This window comes from Saccharopolyspora sp. 6M (assembly GCF_020176775.1).
GTDB classification, from domain to species: domain Bacteria; phylum Actinomycetota; class Actinomycetes; order Mycobacteriales; family Pseudonocardiaceae; genus Saccharopolyspora_C; species Saccharopolyspora_C gregorii.
In genome coordinates, this window is the sequence record NZ_JAIUJZ010000169.1 from 1 (window position 1) to 12,604 (window position 12,604).

Annotated in this window: 11 protein-coding genes, 1 pseudogene and 2 riboswitches; of the genes and pseudogenes, 6 read left to right on the top strand and 6 right to left on the bottom strand. The window is 73.9% G+C overall.

The window, feature by feature from the left end:
• Positions 1–179: 179 nt before the first annotated feature.
• A complete protein-coding gene (gene thiE / locus LCD31_RS20995; protein ID WP_224960458.1) occupies positions 180–854 on the bottom strand; it encodes a thiamine phosphate synthase in 675 nt (224 codons plus the stop codon).
• Between the two features lie 63 nt (positions 855–917).
• Positions 918–1,023: riboswitch (TPP riboswitch) on the top strand.
• Between thiE and thiO the strand changes: the two genes are divergently transcribed.
• The 3 genes from thiO (at position 1,013) to LCD31_RS21010 (ending at position 3,079) form a co-directional block, all read left to right on the top strand.
• Complete coding sequence (gene thiO / locus LCD31_RS21000) at positions 1,013–2,128, top strand: glycine oxidase ThiO (RefSeq protein ID WP_224960460.1); 1,116 nt, start codon at positions 1,013–1,015, stop codon at positions 2,126–2,128. (Overlaps the previous riboswitch by 11 nt.)
• Complete coding sequence (thiS, locus tag LCD31_RS21005; protein WP_224960462.1) at positions 2,116–2,316, top strand: sulfur carrier protein ThiS; 201 nt, start codon at positions 2,116–2,118, stop codon at positions 2,314–2,316. The genes thiO and thiS overlap by 13 nt, the downstream gene beginning before the upstream one ends.
• Position 2,317: 1 nt before the next feature.
• The gene (locus LCD31_RS21010) at positions 2,318–3,079 is read left to right on the top strand and encodes a thiazole synthase (protein ID WP_224960464.1); all 762 of its coding nucleotides are present in this window, start codon (positions 2,318–2,320) and stop codon (positions 3,077–3,079) included.
• 92 nt (positions 3,080–3,171) lie between these two features.
• On the opposite strand, the gene LCD31_RS21015 is transcribed toward LCD31_RS21010, so the two are convergent.
• The 3 genes from LCD31_RS21015 to thiC all read right to left on the bottom strand — a co-directional run bounded on the left by LCD31_RS21015 (position 3,172) and on the right by thiC (position 8,046).
• Entirely contained in the window at positions 3,172–5,139 is a 1,968-nt protein-coding gene (locus tag LCD31_RS21015) for an FUSC family protein (protein WP_224960465.1), read from the bottom strand.
• Between the two features lie 300 nt (positions 5,140–5,439).
• Positions 5,440–6,303 carry a bifunctional hydroxymethylpyrimidine kinase/phosphomethylpyrimidine kinase gene (thiD, locus tag LCD31_RS21020; protein WP_224960466.1) on the bottom strand — a complete coding sequence of 288 codons (864 nt, stop codon included), beginning with the start codon at positions 6,301–6,303 and terminating at the stop codon, positions 5,440–5,442.
• Between the two features lie 99 nt (positions 6,304–6,402).
• Positions 6,403–8,046: a phosphomethylpyrimidine synthase ThiC gene (gene thiC, locus LCD31_RS21025; protein WP_308011317.1), complete on the bottom strand. Its 1,644-nt coding sequence runs from the start codon at positions 8,044–8,046 to the stop codon at positions 6,403–6,405.
• Positions 8,040–8,165, bottom strand: a riboswitch (TPP riboswitch). (Overlaps the previous gene by 7 nt.)
• Before the next feature lie 275 nt (positions 8,166–8,440).
• Here thiC and LCD31_RS29805 point away from each other — a divergent pair.
• Positions 8,441–8,752: pseudogene (locus tag LCD31_RS29805) on the top strand (Uma2 family endonuclease); the annotation flags it as partial.
• Between the two features lie 279 nt (positions 8,753–9,031).
• Here LCD31_RS29805 and LCD31_RS21035 read toward each other — a convergent pair.
• The gene (locus LCD31_RS21035; RefSeq protein ID WP_224960468.1) at positions 9,032–9,610 is read right to left on the bottom strand and encodes a peptide deformylase; all 579 of its coding nucleotides are present in this window, start codon (positions 9,608–9,610) and stop codon (positions 9,032–9,034) included.
• 370 nt (positions 9,611–9,980) lie between these two features.
• On the opposite strand from LCD31_RS21035, the gene LCD31_RS21040 reads away from it, so the two are divergent.
• Together LCD31_RS21040 and LCD31_RS21045 are read left to right on the top strand one after the other, a co-directional pair.
• Positions 9,981–10,283, top strand: coding sequence for a DUF3263 domain-containing protein (locus LCD31_RS21040; RefSeq protein WP_374108124.1), 303 nt, complete (start codon positions 9,981–9,983; stop codon positions 10,281–10,283).
• The gene (locus LCD31_RS21045; RefSeq protein ID WP_224960469.1) at positions 10,283–10,939 is read left to right on the top strand and encodes a LytR C-terminal domain-containing protein; all 657 of its coding nucleotides are present in this window, start codon (positions 10,283–10,285) and stop codon (positions 10,937–10,939) included. The genes LCD31_RS21040 and LCD31_RS21045 overlap by 1 nt, the downstream gene beginning before the upstream one ends.
• A gap of 42 nt (positions 10,940–10,981) precedes the next feature.
• Here the strand turns inward: LCD31_RS21045 and LCD31_RS21050 are convergent.
• Positions 10,982–12,604 (bottom strand): AAA family ATPase (locus LCD31_RS21050; protein WP_224960470.1); only part of this gene is annotated, 1,623 nt, incomplete at its 5' end.

The window sequence follows — 12,604 nt, forward strand, 5'->3', positions numbered from 1 at the left end:
CCGCCCCCCGCGGGGGGGTGTCTTATGACCCCCGGCCCCCCCCCCCCCCCCCAAAAAAAAAGTCCTCGCGAGGGAACCGCTGAGAACCCGCGGGTGGTCTGGTTGCTCTTGTGGTCGCTGCTCAGCGGCTTCGCCGCTGACGGGAAAGAGTCGCGAACCCGGCCGGGCCGGTTCGGTGGTCAGGTGGGTAGTCCGGCCTTGAGGGATTCGGCGGCGGCGCGCGGGTCCTCGGCCTCGGTGATGGCCCGGACCACCACGATCCGTTCCGCGCCCGCCGCGACCACCTCGGCGAGGTTGTCGTGGCCGACGCCGCCGATCGCGAACCACGGCCTCCCGTGCCCGCGGTGCTCCGCGGCGTGGCGCACCAGCTCGATGCCCGCCGCCTCCCGGCCCGGTTTCGTCGGCGTCGTCCACACCGGGCCGGTGCAGAAGTAGTCCACGCCCGGTTCGGTCGAGGCCGCGTCCGCCTGCACCACGTCGTGCGTGGAACGCCCCAGCACCACCTCGTCGCCGACGATGCGCCGCGCCACGTCCACCGGCAGGTCGTCCTGCCCCAGGTGCAGCACGTCGGCCTCCGCGGCCAGCGCCACGTCCGCGCGGTCGTTCACCGCCAGCAGCGCGCCGTGCCGAACGCAGGCCTCCGCGAGCACCTCCAGCGCCGCCAGCTCCTGCCGCGCCTCCAGCGGCGCCCCGCCGGGCCCCTTGTCCCGCAGCTGGACGACGTCCACGCCGCCGGACAGCGCGGCGTCGGCGAACTCCGCCAGATCGCCCCGCTCCGCGCGCGCGTCGGTGCAGAGGTACAACCGTGCGTCGGCGAGCCGCGTGCGGATGCCGAAACCGTCCAATCCGGGCATGCCCCCAGGGTAGTCCGCGGCCGGGCGGCGGCTGACCTCGCGCGGGCGGATGAGTACGGTGGTGGTGGTTGGCACGGGAGCCCGGGATCCGGGCTGAGAGGGGGCGCAGGCCCCGACCGTCGAACCTGATCCGGGTCATGCCGGCGCAGGGAGCGCAGATGCAGCAGCAGTCGTCCGTCACCGTCGTCGGTGGCGGGGTCATCGGTCTCTCCGTCGCGTGGACGGCCGCGCGCGCGGGCCACCGCGTCGAGGTCGTCGATGCGGGGGAGCGGCGTGCGTCGTGGGTCGCGGGCGGGATGCTCGCCCCGGTCGCCGAGGCCGCGCCGGGGGAAGAGGAACTGCTGGACCTCGGGTCCGAGTCGCTGCGCCGCTGGCCGTCGTTCGCCGCCGAGCTGGCCCGCGGGTCCGGGCTGCCGTCCGGGCTGCGTCGGGAGGGCACGCTGGTGGTCGGCGTGGACGGTGCCGACCGCGCCGAGCTGGACATGCTCGCCGACCACCTCGCCTCGCTGGGGCGCACCGTCACCCGGCTCGGCGGCCGGGAGGTGCGCCGTCTCGAACCCTCGCTGGGGCCCGCGGTGCGGCGCGGCCTGGAGGTGCCCGGCGATCTGGCGGTGGACAACCGGCTGGCGCTGGCCGCGCTGCGGGCCGCGGCGGAGGCGGCGGGCGTCCGGTTCCGCGCCGGGGCGGCGCGGCGGGTGCGGCCGGGCGAGGTGGAGCTCGCCGAGCGGACCCTGCGCTGCGACGTCGCGGTGATCGCCGCCGGTGCCCGCTCCGGCGAGCTGCACCCGGCGCTCACCGGCCGGATCCGCCCGGTCAAGGGCGAGGTGCTGCGGCTGCGGGCGCGCCCCACCGCGTTGCCCCCGCCCGCGCGCACCGTGCGCGGCCCGGTGCGCGGCAGGCAGGTCTACCTGGTCCCGCGCGACGACGGCGGGCTCGTCGTCGGCGCCACCCAGCACGACGCCGGGTTCGACGAGACCGTCACCGCCGGCGGCGTCCGCGACCTGCTGGCCGACGCGGAACGAGTGCTGCCGGGCATCGCCGAGTACGAGCTGCTCGAAGCCGTCGCCGGGCTGCGGCCCGGCACGCACGACAACCTGCCGGTGATCGGCGAACTGGAGCCGGGGGTGCTGGCCGCGACCGGCCACCACCGCAACGGGTTCCTGCTCGCGCCGATCACCGCGGACGCGGTGCTGGCGGAGCTGTCGGGCCGCGAACCACCGGTCGCCGGACCGGTTCCCGCAGGCGACGGAGGAGGTCGACCGTGCAAGTGGTGATCAACGGGGCGGAACGTCCCGTGCAGGTGGACGCGACGCTGGCGGCGGTGCTCGCCGAGTTCGGCGTGCCCGAGCGCGGCGTCGCCGTCGCCGTGGACGGGACCGTGGTGCCCAGGGCGAACTGGCAGGTGACGGAACTCCGCGACGGGGCGGCCGTCGAAGTGCTCACCGCGGTGCAGGGGGGCTGACGTGGACGACGCGCTGGTGATCGCGGGCCGGGAGTTCGGCTCCCGGCTGATCACGGGGACCGGGGGAGCGGCGAACCTGTCGGTGCTGGAGCGGGCGCTGCTGGCCTCCGGCACCGAGCTGACCACGGTGGCGATGCGCCGCGCCGACGCCGGGGGCCGCACCGGCGTGCTGGACCTGCTGCACCGGCTCGGCATCGAGGCGCTGCCGAACACCGCGGGCTGCCGCACGGCGGCGGAGGCGGTGCTCACCGCGCAGCTCGCCAGGGAAGCGCTGGGGACGAACTGGGTGAAGCTGGAGGTGGTGGCCGACGAGGACACGCTGCTGCCGGACCCGGTGGAGCTGCTGGACGCGGCCGAGCAGCTCGTCGACCAGGGCTTCGTGGTGCTGGCCTACACCAACGACGACCCGGTGCTGGCGACGCGGCTGGAGGACGTGGGCTGCGCGGCGGTGATGCCGCTGGGCTCGCCGATCGGCACCGGGCTGGGCATCCGGAACCCGCACAACATCGAGATGATCGTGTCCCGGGCGTCGGTGCCGGTCGTGCTCGACGCGGGCATCGGCACCGCCTCCGACGCGGCGCTGGCGATGGAGCTGGGCTGCGACGCGGTGCTGCTGGCCAGCGCCGTCACCCGGGCCCAGGACCCGGAGCGGATGGCCGCCGCGATGCGCGCCGCCGTCGAAGCGGGCCGCCTCGCGGTCGGCGCGGGACGCATCCCGCAGCGCTTCTGGGCGAAGGCCTCCAGCCCCGGCCTGCTGGGCTGAACCGGCTTGCCGGGCTGAACCGGCCCGCCGGGCTGAACCAGGCCGCCGGGCTGAACCGGCCCGCCGGGGCGGGCGGGCCGGTCACCCGGTGATCAGCGGATGCGGAGCCGTTCGGTCCGCACGAAGTTGATCGTGTAGCTCTTCCACGGCTCGTTGCCGAGGGTCTGGTCGATCGCCGAGCGCGCGTGCAGCGCGTTCTCCACCAGCGAGCTGGCCAGCAGTTCCGTCGCGGGCGCCCCGGCGGACTGGATGTCCGGGATCTTCGGGTTGCTCCGCCCGCTGAGCAGCTGGTCCACCGCCTTGAGCGCGGGCACCGCCACGGCGAGTTCGCCCTCGGGCCGGAACGCCAGCGTCGCCACGTCCTGGCGCAGCGCGTCCAGCGCGATCGCCGCGGCCCGCGTGGTCTGCGGGTCCTCGTCCGAGTCCGGTTCGTCCAGCAGCGCGGGCATGCCCAGCAGGTCCTGGGTGCGCCGCAGCGCCAGCACGTGCGCGGATTGCATGGCGGCGCGCACCTCGTGGCCCTGCCCGGCGGCCCGCACGCTGCGCAGCAGCTCGGACACCGACCACACGGTGGAGCGGATGGCCCCGCGCACGTCCGGCACCATGCTGCTGGGCAGCACGATGAAGCTGATGTAGCCGACGCCGAGCGCGATGGCCGCGCCGACGGCCGTGTTGGACGCGAAGCTGATCGCGATGTTCGCGAGCGGCCGGTCCAGCCGCATCGCCTGGTCGATCACGGTCACCGCGATCAGCGAGCTCAGCAGCACCTGGTAGTCGGTGCGCAGCCGCTCCACCCCGAGCAGCATGCCGACGACGATCACCGGCACCAGCAGGTACACCCCGGGCAGCAGGGTGATCAGCGCGGCCAGCACCACCACGCCGAGCACCGCGCCGCCGGTGCGCTCCAGCGCGCCGTTCATGCTGTCCCGCGCCGCGGGCGCCAGCACCACGTACAGCGCCAGCAGCAGCGTGGACGCGGACGGGTCGTCCAGCAGCAGCACGATCACCATGCCGACGGCGACGGCCAGCGTGCAGCGCAGCGCGTGCCGGAACAGCGAGGACCGCAGCGACAGGTGCGCCTTGACGCCGCCGATGGCGCGCTGGCGGCGGCCACCGGGCGCGGGCGGGCTGGCCGCGACCTCGGTGCGCTGCACGACGGCGCCGCGGATCCGGTCGAGCCCTTCGTTCATGCCGCGCACCGCTTCGGGCAGGTCCTGCCTGCCGCCCGCGGCGACGACGGCCTGCGCCGGGTCGACGCGGGCCATCGCGGGCAGCCCGGTGCAGGCGCGGGAGCGCACCGCGCGGGCGAGTTCGGCGGCGACCAGGTCCGCTTCGACGACGATGCGGTGCAGCCGTTCCGCTTCGATCCGGTCGGCCCGCTGGGCTTGGGCGAGCAGCGTTTCGCGGGCGGCGCGGAACCGGGCCGCCCCGGCGAGGACCTGCCCGAGCCAGGTGCTCGACCCGTCGGCGCGCCAGGCGCTCGCGGCGATCTCCAGCACGCCCGGCCCGGGTTCGAGCAGGGTCCGGGCCACGGCGTGCCGGGTGGCGCGGGTCGGATCGCCGATGCCGATGAGCACCCGCAGCACCAGGGCGAACACCGCACCCGCCCCGGTGGACAGGAACAGCATCCAGGCGGGTTCGCCGGATCCGATGCCGGTGGTGGTGGACACGAGGGTGGCCGCGGCGAAGGTCTGGCCGCTGACCCGGTACTGCTCGCCGAGGGCGGGCAGCATGCCGGAGCCGAACACGACGGCCGCCACCAGCAGCCCGGCCAGCACCGGGATCTCGCGGAGCAGCGGCCCCACCGCCACGACCAGCACCAGCGCCGGTCCGAACCAGGAGAACCGGTGCAGGTCGGAGCGCAGCGATTGCCCGCCCGCGGCGACCAGCGCGAACACCGCGGTGAGCCCGCCGATGAGCGCGGGGGTGCGCAGGTCCAGCAGCCAGCCGACGGCGGTGGCGACCACCGCGGTGACCAGCACCGCCATCGCGTACTGGCGTCGTCGGAGGTCGGGGGCGCCGGCCTCGGTGTTGAGCCCGGCGAGGAGCCGGTCCTTCATGGTCGTCCACCCGGGTGCTGCCACGGCGGCGCTTCGCTCCTGACGTTCTCGTTGCCTGTGCGGGACGGGCGCAGCGCACGCGGCGCCGTCGCTCGGGAGCGCGGCGGGGGCTGCGAGCCTCACGCTCTATGTCGACGTGACCCGCCTTGTGAGTTACCCGCGCGGGCGAAAATCACCCGATTCGGTATCTCAAGCCCGTTCGTGGCGTGTCCGCTGGGCCGTTCGCGGCCGCGGGTGCCGCGGGCGGCTGCTCCGACGGCGACGGTACCCAGCGCGCTCCGGCGGCCGGGGACGCCCCGCTCACAACGAGCGCGGGCTCACCCGCCAGAACGTCGACACCGGCCCGACGCCGGCGCCGAGGGGGTAGGCGTGCTCCACGCTGCGCGTCACGAACCGCTTGCCCGCGGCGACCGCGTCCGGCATCGACGCGCCCTTCGCCAGCGCCGCGGTGATCGCGGAGGCGAACACGTCGCCCGCCCCGTGCGTGTGCACCGTCGAGTAGCGCGGCCCGGGCAGCTGGATCGCGTCGGTGCCGTCGAACAGCAGGTCCACGCACTCCGGGTCGTCCAGCAGGTGCCCGCTCTTGATCAGCACCCAGTCCGGTCCGAAGTCGTGCACGGCCTTCGCCGCGTCCAGCAGGTCGTCCCGGCTGCGCGCGTCGATGCCGGTGAGCAGCCGCACCTCGTCCAGGTTCGGCGTCACCAGCGTCGCCCGCGGGAAGGCCTCGTCGCGCAGCGCGTCCAGCGCGTCCGGGCGCAGCAGCGGTTCTCCGCTGCGGGAAGCGGCGACCGGGTCCACGACGAACGGGGTGCGCCGGCCGCGGCCGATGCCGTGCTCGTCGCAGGCGGCGAGCACCGCTTCGATGGTCGCGGCCGAGGACAGCACCCCGGTCTTCGCCGCGTCCACCCCGATGTCGGTGGCGACGGCGCCGATCTGCGCGGCGACCGTCTCCGGCGGGATCTCCACCAGCCCGGTGACGCCGACGGTGTTCTGCACGGTCACCGCGGTCACGGCCGTCATGCCGTGCACCCCGCAGGAGAAGAACGCCCGCAGGTCGGCGTGCATCCCCGCGCTGCCGCCCGAGTCCGACCCGGCGATGGTCAGCGCCGTCGGCGGGGCCGTGTCGTGCGCGGGTCGTCGCAGGTGGCCGGGTGTCTCGTGCATCCGGCCCATGCTACGACCCCGTCCCGCCGTCGATCCGGCCCGTGCGGAACCTGCCGATGCGAAACACCGGAGCGCCGCCCACCGCGTCCGTCATCCCGATCAGCTCACGATGGGGAGGTAGACCTCGCCGCCGGAACCGGTGAACTCCTCGGACTTCTCCCGCATGCCTTCCTCGATCGCCTCGACGCTGGTGAGGCCGTGCTCCTTGGCGTAGTCGCGGACGTCCTGGGTGATCTTCATGGAGCAGAACTTCGGCCCGCACATCGAGCAGAAGTGCGCGGTCTTCGCGGGTTCTGCGGGCAGCGTCTGGTCGTGGTACGCCTTCGCGGTGTCCGGGTCGAGCGCCAGGTTGAACTGGTCGGTCCAGCGGAACTCGAAGCGGGCCCGGGACAGCGCGTCGTCCCACTCCTGCGCCCGCGGATGCCCCTTGGCGAGGTCACCGGCGTGCGCGGCGATCTTGTAGGTGATCACGCCGGTCTTCACGTCGTCCCGGTCCGGCAGCCCGAGGTGCTCCTTGGGCGTGACGTAGCAGAGCATCGCGGTCCCGGCCTGCGCGATCATCGCCGCGCCGATGCCGGAGGTGATGTGGTCGTAGGCGGGCGCGATGTCCGTGGTGAGCGGGCCGAGGGTGTAGAACGGCGCCTCGTCGCACAGCTCCTCCTCCAGCCGCACGTTCTCCGCGATCTTGTGCATCGGCACGTGCCCGGGGCCTTCGATCATCACCTGCACGTCGTGCGCCCGGGCGATCCCGGTGAGCTCGCCGAGGGTCTCCAGCTCGGCGAACTGGGCGCGGTCGTTGGCGTCGGCGATGGAGCCGGGCCGCAGCCCGTCGCCGAGCGAGAAGGTGACGTCGTACTCGCGGAGGATCTCGCACAGCTCGGAGAAGTGCTCGTACAGGAAGCTCTCCCGGTGGTGCGCCAGGCACCAGGCGGCCATGATCGAACCGCCGCGGGAGACGATCCCGGTGACGCGCTGCGCGGTCAGCGGCACGTACCGCAGCAGCACCCCGGCGTGCACGGTCATGTAGTCCACGCCCTGCTCGCACTGCTCGACCACGGTGTCCCGGTAGATCTCCCAGGTGAGCTTCGCCGGGTCGCCGTTCACCTTCTCCAGCGCCTGGTAGATCGGCACCGTGCCGACCGGCACCGGCGAGTTGCGCAGGATGCGCTCGCGGGTCTCGTGGATCCGCTTGCCGGTGGACAGGTCCATGATCGTGTCGGCGCCCCAGCGAGTGGCCCACACCATCTTCTCGACCTCTTCGGGCACCGAGGAGGTCACCGCGGAGTTCCCGATGTTCGCGTTCACCTTCACCAGGAACTTCTTCCCGATGATCATCGGTTCGCTCTCGGGGTGGCGGTGGCTGGCGGGCAGCACCGCGCGGCCGCGGGCGATCTCGTCGCGGACGAACTCGGCGGGCAGGTCCTCGCGGGCGGCGACGAACTCCATCTCGCGGGTGATCACCCCGGCCTTGGCGGCGGCCAGCTGGGTGGGGTGCTCGCGGTGCCAGCCGTCGCGGGTGCGGGGCAGGCCCGCGTGCACGTCGATGGTGGCGGCGTCGTCGGTGTAGGGCCCGGAGGTGTCGTAGACGTCGAGGTGCTCGCCGTTGCTGAGCTCGATGCGGCGGGCGGGCACCCGCAGGTCGCCGACCTCGCGGTGCACCTTGCGGGACCCGCTGATCGGTCCGGTGGTCACACCAGGGGAATCGGAGTCCACAGAGGACGGTTCAGGACGCACGTCGGCCACGGCCGTTCACTCCCTACGCCGGCATTATCCGGTCAGGTTCGGGCGGTCGGCGGCCCCGGATCGGATGATCCAGCCGCCCTCTCAGCCCGCTTCCGGTGCGAGCTCCCGCGATCAGTTGTCGGCGCCGAGGCTAGCCCCGTGATGCCGCCCTGCCAAGTCCCGGTTCGTGCCGGTGACGGCGAAGCTGATCGACACTAGGCTGTCTAGCAGGGAAAACGAAACCTTGTCAGACCGGGAGGATGCGGTGCGTGACAACACCGGCACAGGAGGTGACCGCGCTGCGAGTGCTGCCCCGGTGCTCCAGGAATCGTCCTGGGAGACGTTCGTCGAGGTCTGGAACGGCCTCGATCTTCCCGAAGGTTGGCGCGCGGAGATCATCGAAGAGAGGATCGTGATGTCCCCGCCGCCGGACCAGAACCACGACCTCATCGGCAGCCGCGTGAACAAGGCGTTGGTGCGGGCGTTGCCCGACGATTGGGAGGTCCTGCAGACCCAGGGCATCGCCCTGCCGTCGAGCTCGCGGATCGTGGTGCCCGATCTCCTCGTCGTGCTCCGCGAGCGGATGACTCCAGCGGTCGTGCTCCCGGGGGAGGACGCGCTGCTCTCGGTCGAGATCACCTCGAAGAGCAATGCCGACACCGACCGGACGACCAAGCTCCGTGCGTACGCCCAGGCCGGCATCCCGTTCTACTTGCTCATCGACCGCTTCGCGCCGCGTTGGCCCACGATCACCCTGTTCTCCGAGCCGGACGGCGAGAGGCCTACCGCGAATCGCACTCGGTCCCGTTCGGCAAACCGCTCGACCTGCCCGCCCCGTTCACCGTCACCCTGGAAACCGAGGCCTTCCCCCGCTGACCGGCCCCACCCGACCCGACCTCGCGCGACGGGTCCGCGTCTCTTTCCTGTCAGCGGCGAAGCCGCTGAGCTGACGACCACCCGATCAACAGGACCACCCGCCACCCACCCCCTGCGGAACGGGAGGAGCTCAATCCTCCTCAGCGAACGGATCGCCTTCGACCGCCGGGTCCCAGGAGAGGCCGGGGACTCCCCAGCCGTTGCGCTTGACGGCCTTCTTCGCGGCCCGCGCGTTCCGCCCGACGAGCCGGGTCAGGTAGAGGTGCCCGTCCAGGTGGTCGGTCTCGTGCTGCAGGCAGCGGGCGAAGAACCCGGTGCCCTCCACCTCGACCGGCGCGCCGTCCACGTCGAAGCCGGTGACCTTCGCCCAGCTCGCCCGGCCGGTGGGGAACGCTTCGCCGGGGACGGACAGGCAGCCCTCCCAGTCGTCCTCGGGGTCGGGCATGGTCTGCGGGATCTCGCTGGTCTCCAGCACCGGGTTGACCACGACGCCGCGGTGCCGGACCCCCTCGTCGTCGGGGCAGTCGTAGACGAAGACCCGCAGGTCCACGCCGATCTGGGTGGCCGCCAGCCCGGCGCCGTTCGCGGCGGTGTTCGTCTCGAACATGTCCTCGACGAGGGTGCGCAGCGCGTCGTCGAACCGCTCGACGGGGCGCGTGGGGTGGTGCAGCACCGGGTCGCCCACGATGCGGATCGGGTGAACAGCCATGCGGCGGAGGGTATCGGTTGCCGTCTCCGGACCGCCTCGGGAGTGGCTGCGCTCGGCTGGGCGCCGCCCGTCGGAGTGATCTTCGCCGAGGTGCCCGCGGATCTCCGCGGAGGGCGTGTTGGCCGCGCACGGCGGGCGGGCGCGCGTGATGTAATGGGCCCGGAATCACACCCGTGTGATTCGGCGAACGCGGGGATCCCCGGATCGCGACGCGAGGAGCCAGATGGACGCCGCCCAGATGCTGACCGTGCACGAGATAGCCCGGCAGTGCGAGGAACTGGCGCGTACCGAGGGTCGCGCGGCGGTGGGCGAACCCGCGTCCGGCAGGCACCTGCGGGCGGTCGACCCGCCCACCGAGCCGCTGCCGCGCATCCCCCCCGATGAGTCCACTTCGGACGCTCCGGAGCCCGCGGCGGGGCAGGAGCTCGGCGACCGCGAGCTGAGCATCCTCGCGTTCGAGCGGCAGTGGTGGAAGGGCGCGGGCGGCAAGGAACGGGCCATCCGCGAGCTGTTCGACATGTCCGGCACCCGGTACCACCAGGTGCTGAACGATCTGCTGGACGATCCGGCGGCCGTCCGGGCCGATCCGATGCTGATCAAACGTTTGCGCAAGGTGCGGGCGAGTCGGCAGCGCGCCCGGCAGGCCCGCCGACTGGGAATCGAGTGGCACTGATGACTTCCGGGGAACCCCCGACCAGCCCGTCCGCCGCGAAGATCGGCGGTATCGCCCTCATCGGCGCGGGCGCGCTATCGGCCGTGATCGGCCTGACGACGCTGGTCTCCGGCGGGTCCGACGACGACGCGGCCGCGCCGCCGGTGGACCAGCAGCAGACCTCGGCGCCGCTGCCGCCGCTGCCGCCCGCCCCGACGAGTGCCGCGCAGCCGCCCACCTCGTCGGCCGCCGAACCGCCGCCCGCCGCGGAGGAACCGCCCGCGCAGACGCCCGACCCGGAACCGCAGGTGCCGCCCGCGAACCAGCCGCGCCCGGACTCGCCGGGGTCGGACTCGACCGGCTCGGACCACCAGCGGCAGCGGATCGTGGTGCGGGTCTACAACAACAGCACCATCAAGGGCTTGGCGCACCGGGCCGCGGACGAGTTCCGCGGCGCCGGCTACGAGGTGCCGGAGGTCGGCAACTACTCGCAGGGCGTCATCCCCACCACCACGGTGTACTACCGGCCGGGCACGCCGGAGGAGGCGCAGGCGAAGGAGATCGCCGCCGCGTTCCAGGCCCGCGCCGAACCGCGCTTCGACGGCCTCGCCCCCGCGAGCCCCGGCGTCATAGCGATCATCACGAACGACTACCAGGGCATGCCGAAGGGCAAGTAGCGCGCGGAGCACGGCCCGCCCTCCCCGGCGGGCCGTGCCGCGTCAGCCGCGGCGCTCGGCGTAGGCCGCCAGGGACGCCAGCTGAGCCGGGTCCAGCGAGGGGCGCACCGCGCGGCGGGCGGCCGCCAGGTGCGCGGCCGTCACCTCGGTGGCGCTGAGCGATTCGCGCATCGCGCTCAGCGCCGATTCCCGCACCAGCGCCGCGCAGTCCGCCGCCGAGTAGCCGTCCAGCTCCGCCGCCACCGCCGCCAGGTCCACATCGGACGCCAGCGGCGTGTTCCGCGCCGCGGCGCGCAGGATCTCCGCCCGCGCCGCCCCGTCCGGCGGCGGCACGTGCACCAGCCGCTCCAGCCTGCCGGGCCGCAGCAGCGCCGGGTCGATCAGCTCCGGGCGGTTGGTGGCGCCGAGCACCACGACCTCCCGCATCGGCTCGACCCCGTCGAGTTCGGTGAGCAGCGCCGCCACCACCCGATCGCCCACCCCGGAGTCGCCGGACTGGCCGCGGCGTGGTGCCAGCGCGTCCACCTCGTCGAGGAAGACCAGGGCGGGTGCCGCGTTCTTGGCCCGCAGGAACAGTTCCCGCACGGCCCGCTCGGATTCGCCGACGAACTTGTCCATCAGCTCGGCGCCCTTGACCGACAGCACGTTGAGCCGCCCGCTGCCGGCGAGCGCCCGCACCAGGAAGGTCTTGCCGCAGCCCGGCGGCCCGTACAGCAGCACGCCGCGCGGCGGTTCCACGCCGAGCCGGGTGAACGAGTCCGGGTAGCGCAGCGGCCACAGCACCGCCTCGGTCAGCGACTGCTTCACCTCGACCATGTCGCCCACGTCGTCCAGGGTGAGCCCGCCGGTGCGCAGATCGTCCGATGTGGACATCGACAGCGGCCGGACGGAGGACAGGGCGGCGACGAGGTCCTGCTGCGCGAGGGCCGGTTCGCCGTCCGCGCCACCGCGGTGGCGCAGCGCCGCTCGCACCGCTGATTCGCGGCACAGCGCCAGCAGGTCGGCGACGACGAAACCGGGGGTCCGCTCGGCGAGCTCGCCGAGCTCCACGTCGGCGGCCAGCGGCGTGCCGCGCAGCAGCACTCGCAGCAGCTGCACCCGGGTCGCCGCGTCCGGCAGCCCGATGGTCAGTTCCCGGTCCACCCGGCCGGTTTCGCGCAGCCGCGGGTCCAGGGACTGCGGCTGGGCGCTGGTCACCACGACGGCGAGCCGCCCGGTGCGCATCGCGGCGTCCAGCGCGTCGAGCGCGACCGTCGCCAGCGGCGGCGGTTCGGCGGCGGGCAGCAGGCCGTCGGCGTCGGTGAGCAGCAGCACGCAGTCGCGGCCACCCGCGGCGATGCCGGTGGCGCGGTCCAGCGAGCTCTGCAGGCGCTGGGCGGCGGAACGGGATTCGAGGGCGGCGACGCGGGGCGCGGTGCGCTCGACGCGCTCGGCGCCGACCGCGGCCGCCACCGACCGCGCCAGGGTGGCCTTGCCCGCCCCGGGCGGTCCGCTGAGCAGCACGCCGAGCCGGTCGCCGCCGCCGAGCCTGCGCAGCAGCTCCGGTTCCTCGAAGTGCAGCCGGAGCCATTCGGAGAGCCGGGCGGCGGTCTCCTGCGCGCCCGCGAGGTCGCTGACGGGCAGCGCGGGCTCGGGTTGCGGCGCGGCGGCGGGCGCGTCGACGGC